The organism is Variovorax sp. GW821-FHT10C12, from assembly GCF_059415405.1.
Genome location: NZ_JBWKNE010000001.1, coordinates 1761985 through 1782088 on the forward strand (window position 1 = coordinate 1761985; position 20104 = coordinate 1782088).

Sequence of the window (20104 nt, forward strand, 5' to 3'; positions counted from 1 at the left end):
GTCCGGCGTGGCCGCCGACGGCACCCCGCTCGGCGCGCGCTCCGGCGACGACACCTCCCCCCTCGACAACGACACACCGGCGCTTTCGCGCCGTGTGTTTTTGGGCGGCTGCGGCCTGCCCGCTGCCTGGTCCGGGCGTCCGCAATGGCGGATTCTCGAAACCGGCTTCGTGCCGGGCCTTCATTTCCTGACAACCTGGCAGGCCTGGCGCGCCGACCCGCAGCGCCCGCGCCTGCTGCATTACGTCGCGATCGACGCCCATCCGGCGCCGGCCGGCGATCTGCTGCGCGCGGCTGAGGCCGACCCGGCGCTGGCACCGCTCGCTGCGGAGCTGGCCGACCAATGGACCGGGCTGCTGCCCGGCTTCCACCGGCTGGCCTTCGACGACGGCCGCGTGCTGCTCACGCTGTGCGTGGGCGAGCTGCAGCCGATGCTGCGCGCGCAACGCTTCGAGGCCGACAGCCTCTTCCTCGACGGCTTCGGCCCGGCGACGGCCTCGCCCGACACGCTCAAAGCGGTGTCGCGCTTCGCCCGCCAGGGCACCGGCCTCGCGGCCCGCACCGACGACGACGGGGTGAGTCATGCGCTGGCGCAGAACGGCTTCCAGCTCGACCCGGGCCCCGGCAGCCTGCGCGGCGTGTTCGCGCCCGCCTGGACGGTGCGGCGCCGCCAGCCGGTGCGCGAAGGCGTCGATGCGCCCGGCCATTGCGCGGTGATCGGCGCCGGGCTCGCGGGTGCTGCGGTCGCGGCCAGCCTTGCGCGGCGCGGCTGGCGGGTCACCGTGCTCGATGCGGCCGACGCGCCGGCCTCGGGCGCGTCGGGCCTGCCGGTCGGGCTGCTGGCGCCGCATGTGTCGTCCGACGACGCCTTGCTGTCGCGGCTCACGCGCGCCGGCATCCGTGCCACCTGGACCGAACTGACGCAACGGCTCGAGAACGGTCGCGACTGGGGCGCCCACGGGTCGCTCGAACGCCGGCCCGACGGCGACGTGCGCGTGCCGCCCGGCTGGAGCGCCCAAGGCCCGAACGAATCCTGGCCCGCACAGCCCGACCGGCTCGCGGTGGCCGGCCTGCCCCCCGACACGCCGGCGCTCTGGCATGCGCGCGCGGCCTGGGTGCGGCCGCACCGGTTGATCGCCGCGTGGCTGGGCCAACCGGGCGTCGCGTTCCGAGGCAACTGCCACGTGGCGCGCCTCGCACGCACGGACGGCGGCTGGCAGCTGCTCGACGACACCGGCGCCCTGCTCGCCGAAGCCGACCGCGTCGTCGTGGCCGCGGGCTTCGCATCGCACCACTTCGCACCCGACCTGCCGCTGCAACCCGTGCGCGGCCAAGTCGCCTGGGGCCGCGCGGCCCCCGCCGCCCTGCCCGTCACCCCCATCAACGGCGACGGCCACCTGATCGCCGGCGTGCCCGACGGCCAGGCGCCGCAGCCGCTGTGGCTGATCGGCGCCACCTTCGACCGCGACAGCACCGACCTCGCCCCCACTGACGCAGACCGCCTCGCCAACCGCGAACGGCTCGCGCGCCTGCACCCCGGCGCCGCCGCCGCGCTGGCGCCCGCCTTCGAACGCGGAGACACCCACGCCTGGGTCGGCGTGCGCTGCGCCTCGGGCGATCGCCGGCCGCTGGTCGGCCCGCTGGCGCCGGGTGCCGACGACGGCCTCTGGGCCTGCACCGCGCTGGGCTCGCGCGGCCTGAGCTTTGCCACGCTGTGCGCCGAGTTGCTGGCGGCGCAGTGGCATGGCGAACCGCTGCCCTTGCCCGCGACGCTCGCCAAGGCGCTGGGCACGCAGCGGCTCTGGCCCGGATCGGACTGAATCGGCCCGTACGGGCTTCCCGGCTCCCCGGCGTCACGCGCGCACCGCACAATGCGCGCCATGGCCATCCAGTACGACATCACCCACACCACCGTCTACCGCTACAACAAGCCGGTGACCTTCGGCTTGCACCGCGTGATGTTCCGTCCGCGCGACAGCCACGACCTGCGGGTGCTCGCCACCGACCTGCAGGTGAGCCCGCAGGCCCTCACGCGGCTCATTCAAGACCCGTACTCGAACTCCGTCGCGCTGGTGCAGCCGCTGGGCGAGGCGACCGAGCTGCGCATCGTCTGTTCCTTCACCATCGAGCACGTGCCGCCGTCGCAGCGCGACCTGCTCACGCTCGACCCGTCGGCCGAGTTCCTGCCCTTTGCCTATTCGGTGCAGGAGCGCCTGGACCTGGAGCACTACCTGCGCCCGCACCACAACGACGATGCCAACGGCACGCTGATCCGCTGGGCGCACCAGTTCCTGCACACCGACCAGCCCAACAGCACGCGCGACGTGCTCACGCGCATGAACGCGCACATCGGCCAGAGCTTCGAATACAAGGCGCGCGACGAGGAAGGCACGCAGACGCCGCTCGAAACGCTGGCGCTGGGCAGCGGCAGCTGCCGCGACTACGCGCTGCTGATGATGGAAGCCACGCGCCGTCTCGGCATCGCGACGCGCTTCGTCTCGGGCTACCTCTACGACGCGTCGCTCGACAGCGACGCCACCGGGCAGGCGCCCGGCGAATCGGTCACCGGCGCCGGCAGCACGCACGCCTGGCTGCAGGCCTACCTGCCGGGCGCGGGCTGGCTGGCCTTCGACCCCACCAACAACCTCATGGGCAGCGGCCAGCTGATCCGCGTGGGCGTGGCGCGCGACCCCGCGCTGGCAGCGCCCATCTCGGGCAGCTGGTACGGCGACGCCGAGGCCTATGAAGGCCTCGAGGCCACGGTGGTGGTGAAGCGCCGCAAGGGCGGCTGAGCGCCCTCTTCCTTTCCGGATTCGACTCCCTTACTTCGGCTGCGCCGCGCGGTACGCCTTCACCGCGGGCACGGCCGTGGCCGCGCTGTCGGCAAAGAAGCCGTCGATGCCCGCATCCAGAAACGCCTTGATCTCGCCGGCGGTGTCGCCGTACACGGTCGGGTCGGTCTTCGGTGCCTTCTTCAGGCTGTCGGGTAGGAAGTTGTTCTCGGGCCGCACCGTGAAGATGTGGACCAGCAGCTTCTTGTCGTGCGCGTCCTTCACCAGCGTGGTCGGCACGCCGAGCTTGCCGTCGACCACCGGGATCACGCGCGCCTTGGCCGGGCCGATGCCGTTCGCGTAGGTCGCGATCTCGGCCAGGCCCTCGGGCTTCACGAGGTCGGCGTAGGTGCGCTTGTCGTTCAGCGCCACGAGGTCGTAGGGCGCGCCCTGCCCGTCGATGAGCTGCACGATCTTCACCGTGCTCTTCAGGCGGATGTCCTTGAGGTTGCCGGTTTCGAAGGACTGCACGAACACCGGCGCATCGGCCTTGTCGAGGTCGTACTTGTGCAGCGTGTCGAGCAGCTTCTTCTCGAGCGGCAGGCCGATCGAACGGAAGTAGGTCGGGTGCTTGGTCTCGGGGTAGATGCCGATCACGCGGCCCTTGATGACCGACTGCGCCTTGGCGAGCTGGATCACTTCGTCGAGCGTGGGCACCTGGAGCTGGTCGAAAGACACGTTGGCCGGGCGCACCGCAGGAATGCGTTCGCGCGCCTTCAACTCCTTGAGTTCGGCCAGCGTGAAGTCTTCGGTGAACCAGCCAGTGACCTGGCGGCCGTCGATGACCTTGGTGGCCTTGCGGTCGGCGAACTTGGGCACGTCGGCCACGTTCGTCGTGGCTTCGAGCACCTTGCCCGCGGCATCGACGATGGCGATGGCGTTCTCGTGGCGCGCGACCAGCTCGCCGTCCTTGGTGGGCACGAGGTCGGGCTCGATGAAGTCGGCGCCGTCGTCGATGGCTTGCTGGTACGAGGCCAGCGTGTGCTCGGGCCGCAGCGCGGGCGCGCCGCGGTGGCCGATGACGAGCACGGGAGCGGCCTCGGCCGGTGCCGGCACCGGAGCGGGCGCAGGGGCTGGCGCCGGGGGCGAGACCGGCGCGAGGGGCCACATCGGCACGCCACCACCACCGTTGCCGCCACCGCAGGCGGCCATGAAGGCACAGGCGCAGGCCGCGAGGGCCGTGCGCGAGAAATTGAACAACTGCATTGAAATCCTCCCCTTTTGTATCCATCGAAATGGATGCGCCATCTTTCCGCCGTCAACGTGACGGGCGGCAGGCGCGGCGGATCATCGAGGGGAGAGATGTCGGTCGCGTGACATGGGCGCCGGCATGGCGCCACGCGACCGTGCGCTCAGCCGCGCGCAGCCAGCTTCGCTTCGAGCTCGGCGATGCGCGCCCGGGCTTCGTCGCCTTCAGGAATCGGCCGGCCGCTGTCGCGCCACTGCACCGCGCTCTTGAAGCCTTCGGCCTCCGCCTGGCGACGGAACCATAGGCCTTCGGGGTTGTGGCGCGTGATGCCGTCGAACACGGTGGCGAACATCTGGGTCTGCTCCAGCCCCATCGAATGCCAGACCTGGTTGACGACCATCTTGTGCATCATGAGGTGCGAACTGGGCACGCCCGCGATGCGCTGCGCGAGCGCCAGCGTGGCCTCGTCGAGCTGCGCCACGGGTACCGCGAAGTTGGCCAGGCCCCAGTCGGCCGCTTGCGTGCCGGTGATGGTGTCGCCGGTGAACATGAGCTGCTTGGCGCGCAATGCGCCGAGGCGGTAGGTCCACATCGCGGTGGTCGGGCAGCCCCACACGCGCGTGGGCATGTAGCCGATGCGCGCGTCGTCGGCCATGGTGAGCAGGTCACAGCACAGCGCGATGTCGCTGCCGCCGGCCACCGCGTAGCCGTGCACCTTGGCGATGGTCGGCTTGCGGCAGCGCCACAGCGACATGAAGTCTTCGGTGTTGCGCTTCATGGCGGCGTAGTCGAGCATCGGGTCCCACGGCGTTTTCTCCTGCCGGCAGGGATGGTCGCCCTGGCCTTCGCGGCCGTGGCCTTCGGCGTAGTCGCCCAGGTCGTAGCCGGCGCAGAAGGCGCGGCCCGCCCCCTCGACCACGATCACATGCACCTCGTCGTCGGCCTCGGCCCATTCGACCGCGCGGCGGATGTCGGTCGGCGTGCTGTCGCCGATGGCATTGAGCTTCTCGGGGCGGTTGAGCACCAGGCGCGCGATGCGCGGGTGCTGCGGGTCCTTGTCGATCAGGACGGTCTCGAAAGCAGGCATGGTCGGTGGTCTCCTTCTGTTCTTGGGGGGATGCCGCTTCGCTTGTAGCATCGCCCGCCGCCCGCTGGCAAACCCGTCGACCGCCGGCTTCAACGCCTTCAGCGCGCTGTGGCGCCCCCGAGCCGGAACAGGAACACCGCGCCCTTGCCCGGCTGCGGCACGAGCCGGATGTCGCTGCCGTGCAGCTGCAGGATGCGCTGCACGATCATCAGCCCCAGCCCGCCGCCGCGCGTGCCGCCATCGGCAAAGGCCGGCCGCGTGAACAGCCCCTTCTGCAGCTCGCCCGGAATGCCGGGCCCGGTGTCGCTCACCTGCACGGCAACGCCGGCGTCGGACGGGCGCAGGCGCACCTCGATCTCGCCGCCGGCCGGTGTGTGGCGGATGGCGTTGTCCAGCAGGTTGGTCAGCACGCGCTCGATCATGCCGAGGTCGGCCGACACCACGGGCAGGTTCGGCGCGATGTCGGGCCTGAGCTGCTGGCGCCGCGCCTCGGCCGCGAGCTCGAACTTCTGGAACACGTCCTGCACGAGGTCGGCCAGCGCGAAGTTCTCCTTCTCGGGCTTGACCACACCGTACTCGAGCCGCGCCAGCTCGAACACCTCCTGCGCGAGCCGGCCCACCTTGCGGCTCTGGCCGAGCGCGATCTCCAGGTAGCGGCGGCGCTCTTCCTCGCTGAGCGTGCCGGCCTTGAGCAGCAGCGTCTCGAGGTAGCCGTGCAGCGAAGTGAGCGGCGTGCGCAGGTCGTGCGAGATGTTGGCGAAGAGTTCGCGGCGCTGGCGGTCCTGCAAGCTGAGTTCGCGCCACTGCTCGGCGATGCGGCGCGTCATCTGCGCAAAGGCCTGCTGCAGCTGCGCGATCTCGTCGTCGGCGTGGCGCGGCGGCGCGGGCATGGGTGCCTCGCGCTCCAGCGCCGCGATGCCCTCGGCCTCGAAGCGGCGCACCGCTGCCGTCAGCTCGCGCAGCGGCCGCGTGATGAGGCGGAACGCCACCAGCCCGGCGATGAGCCCCAGCAGCGCCACCAGCGCCATCGACCACAGCGTGGTGCGCAGCACGGTGTCGGCCGACAGGTTGGCGGCCAGCGCGTCGTGGTCTTCGCCTTGCAGCACCACGTACACATAGCCGGCGTCGCGCCCGCCCATGCGCAGCGGCGCGGCGCTGAAGACCTTGGCGCCGTCGGGGCTGCGCGGGTCGTCGCCCACGATGGGCAGGCGCTCGCCGGCCAGCAGCCGGCGGATGGGGCCGAGCGCCACCTTGTCGCGCTTGAGGTGACCGGGCGGCGCGGCCTGGGCCTCGATGCGGCCGTCGAGCCCCAGCACGTAGACCTCCACGCTGGGGTTGACGGTCATGAGCTTGTCGAACAGGTCTTTCACCGCCACCGGGTCGAGGCCGCCGGGCTTCATGAGTTCGGTGTTCTGCGCGATGTGGGCCGCGAGCCCCAGCGACAGGCGCTGCGTCACCTCTTGCGCGTGCTGCGCACCGGCGCGCATCTGCAGCCACGCCGAGGCGCCGCAGCAGGCCAGCAGCAGCACTGCGAACGCGATCGACAGGCGCCGCGACAGCGTGGCCCAGGCCATCATGGAAGGTCGCCTTTCGGTGCGGCATCGTCCGCCGCGAGCTTGTAGCCGCGCCCCCACACCGTGAGGATGCGCCGCGGCGCGGCCGGGTCGGCCTCGACCTTGGTGCGCAGCCGGTTGATGTGCGTGTTGACCGTGTGCTCGTAGCCGTCGTGCTGGTAGCCCCAGACCTGGTTGAGCAGGTCGAGGCGCGAGAACACCTTGCCGGGATGGCGCGCAAAGAAGTACAGCAGATCGAACTCGCGCGGCGTGAGCTCGATCGGCTTGCCGTCGACGCGCACCTCGCGCGCCAGCGGCTCGATGTCGAGGTTGCCCAGCGTGAGGCTGCCCGACTCCAGCCGAGCGTTGCGCGCCAGCGCGTCGGTGCGGCGCAGCAGCGCCTTCACGCGCGCCACCAGTTCCAGCACCGAGAAGGGCTTGGCCAGGTAGTCGTCGGCGCCCAGTTCGAGCCCGAGGATGCGGTGCACTTCGCTCGAGCGTGCGCTCACGATGATGATGGGCGTGTAGCGCGCCATGGCGCGGGCGCGGCGGCAGATCTCGAGCCCGTCGATGCCGGGCAGCATGAGGTCGAGCACCAGCGCGTCCCACTGGCCGCGCTCCAGCGCGCGCAGGCCGGCGTTGCCGTCGGCGGCGTGCTCGACCGCATAGCCCTCGTCGCGCAGGTGCATGCGCAGCAGTTCGGCAATGTGGGCGTCGTCCTCGACGATCAGCACGCGTTTGGCGGTGTCCATGGCCGCGATTGTCCCGCGAGACGCCCCCCGGAGTTATCACGAATCCTTGAACTTTGCGTGATGAATCGGCGAGGGGGTGCGCCCAACAATCCGGCCCATGCAGACACGCTCCGCCCCCGACCACCGACCGATCCACCCGCTGTGGATGCGTGTCACGCACTGGCTCAACGCGCTGGCCGTGCTGGTGCTGGTGACCAGCGGCTGGCGCATCTACAACGCGGCGCCCTTCCTTGCCTTTCGCTTCCCGGCGTCGATCACGCTGGGCGGCTGGCTCGGCGGCGCGCTGCAGTGGCACTTCGCGGCGATGTGGCTGCTGGTGTTCAACGGGCTGGTCTACCTCGGCCTGAACCTGGCCAGCGGGCGCTTCGCGCGCAAGTTCTTCCCGCTCACGCCGGCCGGCCTCTGGCGCGATGCGCGGGCCGCGCTCGGCGGCAGGCTCTCGCACGCGGACCCGCGCCACTACAACCATGTGCAGAAGCTGGCCTACCTGTTCGTGATCGTCGACCTCGTCGCGATCGTGCTGTCGGGGCTGGTGCTGTGGAAGTCGGTGCAGTTTCCGATGCTGCGCGAACTGCTGGGCGGCTACGAAGCCGCGCGCCGCGTCCACTTCGTGGCGATGGCCGCCCTGGTGGCTTTCGTCGCCGTGCACCTGGTGATGGTGGCGCTCGTGCCCCGCACCCTGCTCACCATGCTGCGCGGTCGCGCGCCCCACACCCCATGAGCTTCCTTTTCAAACGCCCTCCCCTGGTCGGTGTCGACGGCGACGCCGTGGTGCGCGAAGCCCGTGCCCTCATCGAGCGCCGGCTCGACGCCCCCTCGCGCCGCCTGTTCCTGCGCCGCTCGCTGACGCTGGGCGGCTTGTCGATGCTCACCGGCTGCAGCATCAGCGACGACAGCCACGTGGAGGCCGCACTGACCAAAGTCTCGCGCTTCAACGACGAGGTGCAAGGCTGGCTCTTCAGCCCGACGCGGCTGGCGCCGACCTACACCGAGGCCGAGATCACGCGCCCCTTTCCGTTCAACGCCTACTACGGCGAGGACGAGGTCCGCGAGGTCGACGAAGCCTCCTACCGCCTCGAAGTGAGCGGCATGGTCGCCGACAAGCGCCGCTGGACGCTCGCCGAGCTGCGCGCCCTGCCGCAGCAGGACCAGATCACGCGCCACATCTGCGTGGAAGGCTGGAGCGCCATCGGCAAGTGGGGCGGTGTGCGCTTTGCCGACTTCCTGCGCCACGTCGGCGCGGACCTGAGCGCCAAGTACGTCGGCTTCCAGTGCGCGGACGACTATCACACCAGCATCGACATGCCCACGGCGCTGCACCCGCAGACGCTGCTGACGCTGAGCTACGACGGCCAGCCGCTGCCGCCGAAGTACGGCTTCCCGATGAAGCTGCGCATGCCGACCAAGCTTGGCTACAAGAACCCGAAGCACATCCAGGCGATGTACGTGACCAACACCTATCCCGGTGGCTACTGGGAAGACCAGGGCTACAACTGGTTCGGAGGGAGCTGAGGGGCCGCCACAGCCGCTCGACTGCCGAAGAAAGCGCGAGGCCGAATTCCGACAGGGAACCAGGCCGATCTCGACAACAAAACCCAACCTCAACTCAGGAAGACCCAAATGAACAAGCTCACCGCCACCCTCCTCGCCACCTGCATGGCCTTCGCCGGCGCATCGGCCTTGGCTGCGGACGACATGGCCAAGGACGGCATGAAGAAGGACAGCATGGCCAAGGACGGGATGAAGAAAGACGCCATGGGCAAGGACGCCATGAAGAAGGACGGCATGGCCAAAGATGGCATGAAGAAAGATGCCATGGGCAAAGACGACATGAAGAAGGACGCGATGGGCAAGGACGAGATGAAGAAGTAAGCCGCCTTCTCCCCGGCCCCGCCGCCATTGACGGCCGGCGGGATCGGGATCACTGTCCCTTTCCTGCGCTCCCTACGAAAGACCGCCATGAAATCCTTCGCCATCGCCGCCGGCGCGCTCGCCGTTGCCGCCTTCGCCTGGCACGCAGCCCCCTCCTTTGCCCAGACCGCGCGCCGCGTGCCCGCACCGGCGGCCGACCTTGCTGCACCCGCGGGCGCCACCACCGCCACCGCCGTGTTCGCGGGCGGCTGCTTCTGGGGCGTGCAGGGCGTGTTCCAGCGCGTCGAGGGCGTGAGCAATGCGCTCTCGGGCTACGCGGGCGGCGAGGCCCGCACCGCGCGCTTCGACGAAGTCGGCTCGGGCCGCACCGGCCATGCCGAAGCCGTGCGCATCAGCTACGACCCGCGCAAGGTCAGCTACGGCAAGCTGCTGCAGATCTATTTCTCGGTGGCGCACGACCCAACCCAACTCAACCGCCAGGGCCCCGACACCGGCCCGCAGTACCGCTCCACCGTGTTCGCCGAAAACGCCGAGCAGGCCCGCATCGCCAACGCCTACATCGCCCAGCTGAACCAGGCCAAGACCTTCGGCAACAAGCCGCTGGCGACCACGGTCGAGGTGTCCAAGCCCTTCTATGCGGCGGAGGACTACCACCAGGACTACCTCACGCTGCACCCGAACCAGCCCTACATCGCGATCAACGACCTGCCGAAGATCGACGACCTGAAGAAGCTGTTCCCCGAGAGCTACAAGGCCACGCCATCGCTGGTGCGGGCGGCCAAGGCCAGCTGAGCGGCGCTCTGCGCCACGCTCACAGCAGCTTCGCGCGCTTCGCCTGCTCCGTCAGCTCCGCCCGGAAGTTCGGGTGCGCAATCGCGATCAGCTCCAGCGCCCGTTGCTTTGCCGACTTGCCGCGCAGCTGCGCCACACCATGTTCGGTGACGACGTAGTTGATGTCGTTCTTGCTCGTGCTCACATGCGTGCCGGGCGACAGCGAGGGCACGATGCGCGAGATGGTGTCGTCCTTGGCCGTCGAGGGCAGCACGATGAAGGCCTTGCCGCCGCGCGAGCGGTTGGCCGCGCGCACGAAGTCCGACTGCCCGCCCGTGCCCGAGTACGGCGCGTGGCCCAGGCTCTCGGAGCCGCACTGGCCCAGCAGGTCGATCTGCATGGTGGCGTTGATGGCGATGAGGTTGTCGTTCAGCCCCGCCAGCGCCGGGTCGTTGGTGAAGTTCACCGGGTGCATCTCCAGCCCCGGGTTGCGGTCCATGAAGCGGTACAGCTTGCTGGAGCCCAGCGCGAAGGTCGCGACCGACTTGCCCGGCAGGTAGTTCTTGCGGCGGTTGGTGACCGCGCCGCTTTCCACCAGCGTGAGGATGCCGTCGCCGATCATTTCGGTGTGGATGCCCAGGTCGCGCTTGCCCGTGAGCTGCATCACCACCGCGTCGGGAATGCCGCCGTAGCCGATCTGCAAGGTGGCGCCGTCGTCGATCAGGTCGGCCACGTGCTTGCCAATGGCCTCCTGCACCGGGCCGATCTTCGGCAGGCCGACTTCCATCACCGGCTCGCTGCTTTCCACCAGCGCCGCCACCTGCGAGATGTGCACGTGGCAGTTGCCGTGCGCATAAGGCACGTTGGGGTTCACCTCGAGCACGACCGCGCGGGCCTTCGCCACGGCGGCCATCGTGTAGTCGGGGCCCAGGCTCAGCGCGAAGTAGCCATGCGCGTCCATCGGCGAGGCCATGCTGAACACCACGTCGGCCGCGATCTGCCCGCGCTCGATCTGCGCCGGGATCTCGGAGAAGTAGTTGGGAATGAAGTCGATCCAGCCCGCCTGCCCGCCCGCGCGCGTGGCACCGCCGAAGAACAGCGCGACGTGGCGCACGTGCTCGACCGTCTCCGGGTCGATGTAGGCGTACTTGCGCATCGCCAGGATCTGCGCCACCTTCACGTCGCGGAAGTCGCGGCGCTGCTCCGACAAGGCGGTGAGCAGCGAGGGCGGCTCGCCGACGCCGGTGGGCACGATGATCATGTCGCCGTGGCGCACCTGGCGCACGGCATCGGCGGCGGAAACGCGCTTTTGCGCGTACAAGGTCTGGGCAGTCATGCCTGCCACTATGCCTTCTTTTCGCCGCCGCCGAACTCGCGGTGCACCCAGTCGCGCAGCACGGCCGTCGCGGGCCGGCTGGCGGCGCGCGGGCTGTAGACCAGGTCGTAGCGGTAGCTCTCCACCGACAACTCGAAAGGCTGCACCAGCAGGCCCGACGCCAGCTCGTCGGCCACGAGCGCCAGGCTCAGCAGGCCGACGCCCTGCCCCGCGACCGTGGCCTGCACCGCGTGGATCTCTTCGGTGAACGACAGGCCGGCCTGCGCATCGACGTCGGTGCGGCCCGCGCGCGCGAGCCAGGTGCGCCACACGGGCGCCAGCGTCTCGTCGCGCCCCGCCCGCCCCCATTCGAAATGGATCAGCGAGACGGCCTTCAGGTCCTGCCGCGCCGCAACCGCCAGCGCGGGGCTGCAGACCGGCGCGTAGTGGTCCTGGAACAGCGGCTCGACGACCAGGTCGGCATAACGGCCGTTGCCGTAGCGGATCGCCGCGTCGGCCTCGGTGTCGAGGTCGACGACCTGGTTGGTGGCGTCCAGCCGCAGCGTCCATTCGGGGTGCAGGTCGCGGAAGGTGCCCGCGCGCGGCGCCAGCCGGCGGGCCATGAAACCGACCGTGGACGACAGCGTGGCGATGCGCGTGCCCTTCAGGCGGCGCACGCCGTCGACGGCGCGCTCGAAGCTGTCGAAGCCGTCGCGCAGCGCGGGAAACAGCTGGTGGCCGGCCGCCGTCAGGTGCACCTGCCGCGTGCCGCGTTCGAACAGGCGCACCTCGAGCGTTTCCTCGAGCTGCTTGATCTGGTGGCTGACGGCGGTGGGCGTGACGTGCAGCTCGTCGGCGGCGGCCTTGAAGCTCAGCCGGCGGGCCGCGGCCTCGAACACGCGCAATGCGCCCAGGGGGGGAAGTCTTCGCATGCAGACAGATTAGCTCAACTCATCCATTGGCTGAAAAATCAACCTTTGTCGGGCGCCCTCTTCATCCATAAATTTCAGTTGTCGCGGGAAGAAATCACTTCCACGGCTGATCTGAAATTCACCATCAAAGGCACCTGTCATGCAACTCCAACCCAAGCAAATCCACACGCAGCCTGACCCCTACGCGCCCTTCCTGCTGTCGCAGGCCATCCAGCTCGGCAACCTGGTCTTCGTGTCCGGCCAGGCCGCGATCGGCGACGACGGCGAGATCGTCGGCAAGGGCGACTTCGACCGCCAGGCCGAGCAGGCCTTCAAGAACCTGGACCGCGTGCTGCGGGCCGCCGGCACGGGCCTGGGCAACGTGGTCAAGGTGACGATCTTCCTGACCTCCATGGCGAACTTTCCGAAGATCGTCGAACTGCGCCGCCAGTGGTTCTCTGCGCCCTACCCGGCCGACACCATCGTCGAGGTCTCGGGCCTGTACTCGCCCGACGCGATGATCGAGATCGAGGCCATCGCCGTCGCACCCGGAGACGTCCGATGAGCACGCCGCTGCTCGCGCCGGCGAAGCTGCGCGACCTGCAGCTGCCCAACCGGCTCGCCGTGGCGCCGATGACGCGCGTCAGCGCCTCGCCCGAAGGCCACGCCAACGGCACCATGGCCCGCTACTACGAGCGCTTTGCGCGGGGCGGCTTCGGGCTGGTCATCACCGAAGGCATCTACACCGACGGGGCGTACGCGCAAGGCTATGCCCGCCAGCCCGGACTGAGCGACGGCGAACAGGCCCGCGCATGGCGCCCGGTGGTGAAGGCGATCCAGGACGCGGGCGGGCGCGCCATCGCGCAGCTCATGCATGCGGGCGCGCTGTCGCAGTTCAACCGCTTTCGCGACCACACGGCGGGGCCATCGGCCGTTCGTCCGCTGGGCACGCAGATGACGGCCTACCGCGGCGAAGGCGAGTACCCGGTGCCCCGCGCGATGACCGACGCCGACATCGCCGAGGCGATTCGCGGCTTCGCCCGGGCCGCGCTGCTGGCGATGGAAGTGGCGGGTTTCGACGGCGTGGAGATCCACGGCGCGAACGGCTACCTGCTCGACCAGTTCCTGAGCGGCCACACCAACACGCGCACCGACCGCTGGGGCGGCGCCCTCGCGCAGCGCGTGCAGCTCACGGTCGAGGTGGCGCGCGCCGTGCGGCAGATGCTGGGCGCATCGGCGCCAGTCGGCGTGCGCATCTCGCAAGGCAAGGTCAACGACTTCGGCCACCGATGGCCGGAAGCCGAGGCCGGTGCGGCGACGGTGTTCGGGGCCCTGGCGCACAGCGGCATCGACTACCTGCACGTCACCGAGTTCGAAGCCTGGCGACCGGCCTTCGGCGATGCAGGGCCGAGCCTGCTGCAGCTCGCGCGCCGCCACGCGCCCGGCCTTGCGATCGTCGCCAACGGCAGTCTGCACGACCCGGGGCGCGCCGAGGCGGCGCTCGCGGACGGCGCCGACTTCGTGGCGCTGGGACGCGGCGCGCTGTCGAACCCCGACTGGCCGCGACGCCTGAAGGAAGGTCGCGCGCTCGCCGCCTTCGACCCGGCGCTGCTGTCGCCCGTGGGGGACATCAAGCCGGCGGAGCAGCAACCTTAAATGATGTTCTTCTCGCGCAGCGGCCGGTTATCAAGGATGCGCGCGAACGACAGCGGCGACAGGTCGAGGCTGCGGTAGCCGCCGAAGCGGATCAGCTCCGCGATGCCGCGCCCCGCCGCCGGGCACTGCTGCAGCCCGTGGCCCGAGAAGCCGTTCGCGAAGTAGAGGTTGTCGCAGTCCGGGTGCAGGCCGAGGATCGCGTTGTGGTCGAACACATTCATCTCGTAGTAGCCGGCCCAGGCGCCCGTCATGCGAACGGCTTCGAAGGCCGGGATGCGTTCGGCCAGCGCCGGCCAGATGAAGTTCTCGAAGGCCTCGTGGTCGACTTCGAGCGGCGCGTCGTCGGGGTCCCGGTCTTCGGGCGGCGCAAAGCCGCAGATGAACTGGCGGCCTTCGGGCCGCAGCCAGATGCCGGAGGTGTCGATGACCAGCGGGCAGCCGGGCAAGGCGCTCGGGCATGAAAAGCTGAACACGCTGCGGCGGCGCCCGTGCACCGGCAGCGCGATGCCGGCCCACTGCGCGACCGGTGCCGCCCACGCGCCGGCCGCATTGACGACGATGTCGGCCTGCAGCGTGTCGCCGCCGTCGATCTGCACGCCGGTGACGCGGCGACCTTCGCGCTGCAGGCCCGTCGCCTGCGCCTGCACATAGCGCACGCCTTGCGACACCGCCTTCTTGCGAAAGGCCTGCAGCAGGCTGTAGCCGTCGTACCAGCCCTCGCCCGAGAGGCCGAGCGATGCGAGCGCGATGCCCTCGGTCGAGATCCATGGGAAGCGCGCTTTCAGTTCCTCGGCCGTCAACAGCACCACGTCCACCGCGTGCGCCTTCTGCATCGCGTGGTTCTCGCGCAGCACGTCGACACCCGCCGGCGAGGCCAGGTACAGGTAGCCCGGCTCGACCAGACCGATGTCCGGCGCGTCGTCGTCGCCCACGCGCAGGGTCTCGCCCAGCGCGCGGAAAAACTCGATGCCATAGAGCGACATCTCGATGTTGATGGCGGTGGAGAACTGCTGGCGGATAGAGCTGGCCGACAGCGCCGACGAGGCCTGCCGGTACGAGAAGTCGCGCTCCACCACCGTGATGTCGAAGGCCTCGCCCGTCGGGTCGGCGCCCAGGAAGTACGCGATGGCCGAGCCGATGGCCCCGCCGCCGATGATCGCCACACGCCGCATGTGATGCCTTTCCGTGTCTTCGATGTGCGGGCCCGGTTCGTTGCCCGGGCTGCGCACGCTCCCGCCAGAATAGCGCGATGAGAAAAGACATTCCCAACCTCGGCGCGCTGCAGGCCTTCGAGGCCTCGGCGCGCCTGGGGAGCTTCACCCGCGCGGCGACCGAGCTGGCGCTCACGCAAAGCGCGGTCGGGCGCCAGGTGGCGATGCTGGAGCAGCGCCTGGGCGTGCCGCTGTTCTCGCGCGTGCGCAAGCGGCTCACGCTCACCGACGTGGGCCGCGAGTACGCCGCGCGCATCCGCCGCCACCTCGACCAGATCCGCCGCGACACGCTGGAGATCAGCGCCGGCCACGAGATGGGCTTCGTGCTCGAACTGGCCGTGGTGCCGACCTTCGCCACGCAATGGCTCATTCCGCGGCTGCCCGATTTCAGCCGACTGCACCCGAACATCACGGTGAACCTGTCGGCGCGCTCGCAGCCCTTCTCGTTCCAGGAAAACGCGTACGACGCGGCGATCTACTTCGGCGACCAGTTCTGGCCGAACACACGCGGCGGGCTGATCTTTTCCGAAGGCGAGATGGTGCCCATCTGCAGCCCCGCGTTCCGCGACGCGCAGGCCCGGTGGGACGAAGCCGGCTTCGAGCGCTGCCGCCACGTGCACCTGAGCACGCGCGCCCATGCCTGGCGCGACTGGTACGCGCAGCAGGAATGGGAGTACACGGTGCACGCCTCGCGCGGGCCGCGCTACGAGCTGTTCACCATGGTGGTGGCCGCCGCGGCGGCGGGCATGGGCGTGGGGCTGGCGCCGCGCATCCTGGTCGAGCAGGAACTGCGCACCGGCGAACTCGTGATCCCGGTCGACCGGCACCTGGACGTGCACCAGGGCTACTACTTCGCGTACCCCGAAGGCCGGCCGGCCTCCGGGGCGCTGGAGCAGTTCAAGCAGTGGGTGCTTGGGCTGACACCCGACTGAACCCGGTCAGACGGGGTTCGGGTTGCGCTCCTTGAAGCCCTGCTGGTGCCAGTACGGGTAGGTGCGCGTGGTCGCGCTGGCCGCGTCGAGCTCGGCCACCTGCGCCGGCGTGAGGTTCCAGCCCACCGCGCCGAGGTTCTGGCGCAGCTGCGCCTCGTCGCGCGCGCCGACCACCACGCTGGACACCGTCGGGCGTTGCAGCAGCCAGTTGAGCGCGACCTGCGGCACCGTCTTGCCGACCTCGGCGCCGACTTTTTCCAATGCCTCGACCACGCGGTACAGCAGCTCGTCGGGCACGGGCGGGCCCATGTCGGCCGTCACGTGCAGGCGGCTGTTGGCGGGCAGCGGCTGGCCGCGGCGGATCTTGCCCGTGAGCCGGCCCCAGCCCAGCGGGCTCCAGACCACCGCGCCCACGCCCTGGTCTTGCGCCAGCGGCATCAGCTCCCACTCGTACTCGCGCCCGACCAGCGAGTAGTAGGCCTGGTGCGCCACGTAGCGCGCATAGCCGCGCTGCTCCGACACCGCCAGCGACTTCATCAGGTGCCAGCCCGAGAAGTTCGACGCGCCCACATAGCGCAGCTTGCCCGCGCGCACGAGGTCGTCGAGCGTGGACAGCGTTTCTTCGACCGGCGTGCTGGCGTCGAAGCCGTGCAGCTGGAACAGGTCGATGTAGTCGGTGCCCAGCCGTTTCAGCGAGGCATCGACCGCCTGCACGAGGTGATGGCGCGACGAGCCCACGTCGTTCGGCCCCTCGCCGCTGCGGAAGGTAGCCTTGGTCGAGATCAGCAGCCGGTCGCGCGGCCGGCCCTTGATCGCCTCGCCGAGCACCGATTCGGCGGCGCCGCCCGAGTAGATGTCGGCGCTGTCGAACATGTTCACGCCGGCGTCCATGCAGATGTCGATCAGCGTGCGCGCCTCGGCCACGTCGGTGCTGCCCCACGCGCTGAAAAACTCGCCCTTGCCGCCGAAGGTGCCGGTGCCGAAGCTCAACACGGGGACCTTGAGGCCCGATTTGCCCAGATGACGGTATTCCAAAGTTCTACTCCTTGAATCGAACGAACCACGAACATGGATGAATGACGCGGCCATTGTTGGCCGCCACGCAGAACCCCGTCACGCGTCGGGCTTTGCAGCGCGTCGGCTCGCTACGATCGAACGATGCAGATCTCGATCGAAAACCCGAACCAGCCCGACGTCGTCCAGCTCATCGACGACCTCGACGCGTACCAGAAGCCGCTGTACCCGCCCGAGAGCCACTACGGCATCGACATCGACGCGCTGTCGGCGGCGCATGTGCTGTTCGCCGTCGCGCGCGACGAGGCCGGCACGGCCATCGGCTGCGGCGCCGTCGTCATGAACCCCGGCTACGGCGAACTCAAGCGCATGTACGTGCGCCCGCAGAACCGCGGGCAAGGCGTGGCGGCCAAGGTGCTGGGCTTTCTCGAGGCCGAAGCGGCGGCGCGCGGATGCGCGATGTTCCGGCTGGAGACGGGCGTGAGCCAGCCCGAGGCGCTGGCCTTCTATGCGCGTGCGGGGTATGCGCGGCGCGAGCGCTTCGGCGACTACCCGGACGATCCGTTGAGCGTGTTCATGCAGAAAACGGCCGCGACAGCCGCACCCCATCGCCCCTAAGATCGCCCCGGCTTCCGCCACCACGGTCATCACAACAAGGAACGTCACATGCAGACAAGAGGGATTCTTCGCCGGCTCATGTTCACAGCGGGCTGCGCCCTGCTGCTGGGGTTGTCAGGTTGCGGCGGCGGAGGGGGTGGTGGAGGCGGCGGAGGCGGTGTGGCCATGCTGCCGCTGCCACCGGCCGGCGGCACGCCGACAACACCGCCCGCGGACACCGGGCGCGGCCGGGTGGTCAGCAGCTCGATGAAGTCGACCGCCACGGACGCGACCTACCCGATCCAGGTCTACCTGCCGGCCGGCTACGACGGCGCCACGGCGAGCTACCCCACGGTCTACATCACCGATGGCGACGCCGTCTACAACCTGAGCGTGACGCGCTTCCAGAACTTCACCGACATCCTCGAGAAGGCCGGCAAGAAAGCCATCGTGGTCGGCATCGGCGGCACCTCGCGCCGCAACACCGACTACCTGATGCCGGGCGCCAAGGCGTATCACAACTTCCTCACCGGCCAGCTGGTGCCGCATGTCGAATCGAACTACCGCGCGAACCCCGCCAGACGCATGCTCTCGGGCCTGTCGAACGGTGGCGTCTTCACGCTCATCGCCTTCTTCACCGAAGGCGCGGCGGGCACGTTCACCTTCCAGCATTTCTTCGCGTCCGACCCGCCCGCCGCCGGCGCGCGCGGCCAGCTCGATCCGCTCGAAAGCCAGATGTACACCAACAGCAGCACGCGCGACATTCCCGTGACCCTGCTGCTGGGCTATGCCATCGGCAACGTCGGCGGCCCGGAGATCACCGCGCTGCGCGACCAGATCGCCGCACGCAACTACAAGGGTCTGCAGCTGAGCCTGAAGGGCTACGAAGGCGGCCACACGCCGATGGACTTGCCGTCGTTCCAGGACATCGTCGCGCGGTTCATCGATTGAGGCGCGGGGTGTGGGCTCAGGGTTTTTCCTGATCCTGCACCCTGTCGAATCGCAGCGGGCTCATCCGACGTCAGCATAGAGGGTCGTCCTCTGTACTTCATCAGGAGAAAGCAACCATGGCCACCCACACCGTTCGCCTGCACCGCGTGCTGCGCACCACCCCCGACAAGCTCTACCGCGCCTTCGTGGAGCCCGGCGCCTTCGAGCGCTGGCTGCCGCCCTTCGGCTTCACCGGCAAGGTCCACAGCATGGAGCCGGTGGTGGGCGGCGCGTGGCGCATGTCCTTCACCAACTTCGGCACCGGCCACGGCCATTCGTTCGGCGGCAAGTACCTGGAACTCGTGCCCGGCCAGCGCATTGCCTACGACGCGAGCTTCGACGATGCCAATCTTCCGGGCACGATGAAGACCACCGTGACGTTGACGGCGGTCTCGTGCGGCACGGACGTGTCCATCGTGCAGGAAGGCATCCCCGAGGTGATTCCTGTCGAGATGTGCTACCTGGGCTGGCAGGAGTCGCTGATCGCGCTGGCCCAACTGGTCGAACCGAACATTCCGGGCTGAGGGCCCTGAACGACGGCGCCGATCTCAGGCGGGTTGGTCCGGGCTGGCGCCTTCGCCTTCGCTCTTTTCCTCGAGCTTCTCCTTGACGAGCTCGACGCCCTTGTAGCCCGCCACAGCGGCAGCGGCCTTGCCGAGGAACGACGCATTCGGATCGACCTTTTCCAGGCCCTCGACGGCCACGACGGCGCCGGCGACTTCTTCCAGTGTGTTCAGGATTCCCATGATGTGCTCCAGCTCGGGTTGAAACGGAAGGTGAATGTGAGTTCGGCGAACTCAGGCAGAAAAGCGCAAGGCTTCGAGGCCATTCAACGGAGGTGCTGGCAAGAATGATGGTCGTGAATTCTGATTCGTGACTGACTTCGAACGGCTCACGGCCCGCGCCGCGCTGCACAGCCGGCGAACCCCTCGAGCCCGGCCAGCTCATCGAGGATGGGGCACTCGGAGCGCTCGTCGCCCTCGCAGCAATGCGCCAGGCGCTCCAGCAGGCGCTTCATGTGCACGAGTTCCTCAATGCGCTGGGCGAGGTCGTCGGCACGTTCGAGCGCGACGCGCTTCACGTCGAAGCTTGCACGACGGCCGTCTTGCCACAGGGCGTGCAGCTCGACGACTTCCGGTGTGTCGAAACCCAGCGTGTGCGCGCGTCGCACGAAGCGCAGCGTCGACACGGCGCGCTCGTCGTAGCGGCCGGCGTGCGCCGTGTCGTCGAGCAGTCCGAGCGATTCGCAGTCGCTCAGCAACTGCGCGGACGCGCCGGAGCGCGCCATCACGTCGGCAAGGGACAAGCGCGCCGCAGCAGCAGCCGGCGCCGTGGGATGTTCCATGGGGTTCTCCTTCGAGCCAAAGCGGGAAGTCTCAACCTTCACACCATGAGAGAGTCAAACGCGAACAGCGCATGACCTT

The 20104-nt window shown here is 69.4% G+C and carries 22 protein-coding genes; 12 read left to right on the forward strand and 10 right to left on the reverse strand.

What is annotated here, in order from left to right:
• Window positions 1-7 precede the first annotated feature (7 nt).
• Window positions 8-1819 (forward strand): FAD-dependent 5-carboxymethylaminomethyl-2-thiouridine(34) oxidoreductase MnmC1, encoded by a 1812-nt coding sequence (gene mnmC1, locus AC07OH_RS08360; protein ID WP_495300265.1) that lies wholly within the window; start codon window positions 8-10, stop codon window positions 1817-1819.
• A 60-nt stretch (window positions 1820-1879) separates the two neighbouring features.
• Window positions 1880-2791, forward strand: coding sequence for a transglutaminase family protein (locus AC07OH_RS08365; RefSeq protein WP_492676895.1), 912 nt, complete (start codon window positions 1880-1882; stop codon window positions 2789-2791).
• Window positions 2792-2821: 30 nt separating this feature from the next.
• Here AC07OH_RS08365 and AC07OH_RS08370 read toward each other — a convergent pair whose 3' ends face one another.
• The 4 genes from AC07OH_RS08370 to AC07OH_RS08385 form a co-directional block, all read right to left on the reverse strand.
• The gene (locus tag AC07OH_RS08370; RefSeq protein ID WP_495300266.1) at window positions 2822-4036 is read right to left on the reverse strand and encodes a glycerophosphodiester phosphodiesterase; all 1215 of its coding nucleotides are present in this window, start codon (window positions 4034-4036) and stop codon (window positions 2822-2824) included.
• A gap of 146 nt (window positions 4037-4182) precedes the next feature.
• Entirely contained in the window at window positions 4183-5106 is a 924-nt protein-coding gene (locus AC07OH_RS08375) for a crotonase/enoyl-CoA hydratase family protein (RefSeq protein ID WP_495300267.1), read from the reverse strand.
• Between the two features lie 98 nt (window positions 5107-5204).
• Window positions 5205-6683, reverse strand: coding sequence for a sensor histidine kinase (locus tag AC07OH_RS08380; protein WP_495300268.1), 1479 nt, complete (start codon window positions 6681-6683; stop codon window positions 5205-5207).
• A complete protein-coding gene (locus tag AC07OH_RS08385; protein ID WP_062472563.1) occupies window positions 6680-7411 on the reverse strand; it encodes a response regulator transcription factor in 732 nt (243 codons plus the stop codon). Before AC07OH_RS08385 ends, AC07OH_RS08380 begins: the two co-directional genes overlap by 4 nt.
• Window positions 7412-7508: 97 nt before the next feature.
• Between AC07OH_RS08385 and AC07OH_RS08390 the strand changes: the two genes are divergently transcribed.
• From AC07OH_RS08390 to msrA, 4 genes are all read left to right on the forward strand, one after another.
• Window positions 7509-8132: a cytochrome b/b6 domain-containing protein gene (locus AC07OH_RS08390; RefSeq protein WP_495300269.1), complete on the forward strand. Its 624-nt coding sequence runs from the start codon at window positions 7509-7511 to the stop codon at window positions 8130-8132.
• Complete coding sequence (locus tag AC07OH_RS08395) at window positions 8129-8923, forward strand: molybdopterin-dependent oxidoreductase (RefSeq protein WP_495300270.1); 795 nt, start codon at window positions 8129-8131, stop codon at window positions 8921-8923. The genes AC07OH_RS08390 and AC07OH_RS08395 overlap by 4 nt, the downstream gene beginning before the upstream one ends.
• 108 nt (window positions 8924-9031) lie before the next feature.
• Window positions 9032-9283, forward strand: coding sequence for a pentapeptide MXKDX repeat protein (locus AC07OH_RS08400; RefSeq protein WP_489061366.1), 252 nt, complete (start codon window positions 9032-9034; stop codon window positions 9281-9283).
• 87 nt (window positions 9284-9370) lie between these two features.
• On the forward strand, window positions 9371-10075 hold the full coding sequence (gene msrA / locus AC07OH_RS08405) for a peptide-methionine (S)-S-oxide reductase MsrA (protein ID WP_495300271.1): 705 nt from the start codon (window positions 9371-9373) through the stop codon (window positions 10073-10075).
• Window positions 10076-10094: 19 nt separating this feature from the next.
• Here the strand turns inward: msrA and AC07OH_RS08410 are convergent, their stop codons facing one another.
• Both AC07OH_RS08410 and AC07OH_RS08415 read right to left on the reverse strand, forming a co-directional pair.
• The gene (locus AC07OH_RS08410; RefSeq protein WP_495300272.1) at window positions 10095-11390 is read right to left on the reverse strand and encodes an acetyl-CoA hydrolase/transferase family protein; all 1296 of its coding nucleotides are present in this window, start codon (window positions 11388-11390) and stop codon (window positions 10095-10097) included.
• A gap of 8 nt (window positions 11391-11398) precedes the next feature.
• A complete protein-coding gene (locus tag AC07OH_RS08415) occupies window positions 11399-12301 on the reverse strand; it encodes a LysR substrate-binding domain-containing protein (protein WP_495300273.1) in 903 nt (300 codons plus the stop codon).
• A 139-nt stretch (window positions 12302-12440) separates the two neighbouring features.
• Between AC07OH_RS08415 and AC07OH_RS08420 the strand changes: the two genes are divergently transcribed.
• The gene (locus tag AC07OH_RS08420) at window positions 12441-12845 is read left to right on the forward strand and encodes a RidA family protein (RefSeq protein ID WP_495300274.1); all 405 of its coding nucleotides are present in this window, start codon (window positions 12441-12443) and stop codon (window positions 12843-12845) included.
• Window positions 12842-13936, forward strand: a complete 1095-nt coding sequence (locus AC07OH_RS08425; protein WP_495300275.1) for an oxidoreductase — start codon at window positions 12842-12844, stop codon at window positions 13934-13936. Before AC07OH_RS08420 ends, AC07OH_RS08425 begins: the two co-directional genes overlap by 4 nt.
• Here AC07OH_RS08425 and AC07OH_RS08430 read toward each other — a convergent pair.
• Window positions 13933-15108, reverse strand: a complete 1176-nt coding sequence (locus AC07OH_RS08430) for an NAD(P)/FAD-dependent oxidoreductase (protein WP_495300276.1) — start codon at window positions 15106-15108, stop codon at window positions 13933-13935. The genes AC07OH_RS08425 and AC07OH_RS08430 overlap by 4 nt on opposite strands.
• Before the next feature lie 77 nt (window positions 15109-15185).
• Here AC07OH_RS08430 and AC07OH_RS08435 point away from each other — a divergent pair, with 77 nt between their 5' ends.
• Entirely contained in the window at window positions 15186-16079 is an 894-nt protein-coding gene (locus tag AC07OH_RS08435; protein WP_070060857.1) for a LysR substrate-binding domain-containing protein, read from the forward strand.
• A 6-nt stretch (window positions 16080-16085) separates the two neighbouring features.
• Here the strand turns inward: AC07OH_RS08435 and AC07OH_RS08440 are convergent, their stop codons facing one another.
• A complete protein-coding gene (locus AC07OH_RS08440) occupies window positions 16086-17114 on the reverse strand; it encodes an aldo/keto reductase (RefSeq protein ID WP_070060858.1) in 1029 nt (342 codons plus the stop codon).
• A gap of 123 nt (window positions 17115-17237) precedes the next feature.
• On the opposite strand from AC07OH_RS08440, the gene AC07OH_RS08445 reads away from it, so the two are divergent.
• The 3 genes from AC07OH_RS08445 (at window position 17238) to AC07OH_RS08455 (ending at window position 19204) form a co-directional block, all read left to right on the forward strand.
• A complete protein-coding gene (locus AC07OH_RS08445) occupies window positions 17238-17711 on the forward strand; it encodes a GNAT family N-acetyltransferase (protein WP_495300277.1) in 474 nt (157 codons plus the stop codon).
• 48 nt (window positions 17712-17759) lie between these two features.
• On the forward strand, window positions 17760-18641 hold the full coding sequence (locus tag AC07OH_RS08450) for an alpha/beta hydrolase (RefSeq protein WP_495300278.1): 882 nt from the start codon (window positions 17760-17762) through the stop codon (window positions 18639-18641).
• 116 nt (window positions 18642-18757) lie between these two features.
• Window positions 18758-19204, forward strand: a complete 447-nt coding sequence (locus AC07OH_RS08455) for an SRPBCC family protein (RefSeq protein WP_495300279.1) — start codon at window positions 18758-18760, stop codon at window positions 19202-19204.
• A gap of 24 nt (window positions 19205-19228) precedes the next feature.
• Here AC07OH_RS08455 and AC07OH_RS08460 read toward each other — a convergent pair whose 3' ends face one another.
• Window positions 19229-19426 carry a hypothetical protein gene (locus tag AC07OH_RS08460; protein ID WP_489061383.1) on the reverse strand — a complete coding sequence of 66 codons (198 nt, stop codon included), beginning with the start codon at window positions 19424-19426 and terminating at the stop codon, window positions 19229-19231.
• A 146-nt stretch (window positions 19427-19572) separates the two neighbouring features.
• Entirely contained in the window at window positions 19573-20025 is a 453-nt protein-coding gene (locus AC07OH_RS08465; RefSeq protein ID WP_495300280.1) for a MerR family DNA-binding protein, read from the reverse strand.
• Between the last annotated feature and the right edge of the window lie 79 nt (window positions 20026-20104).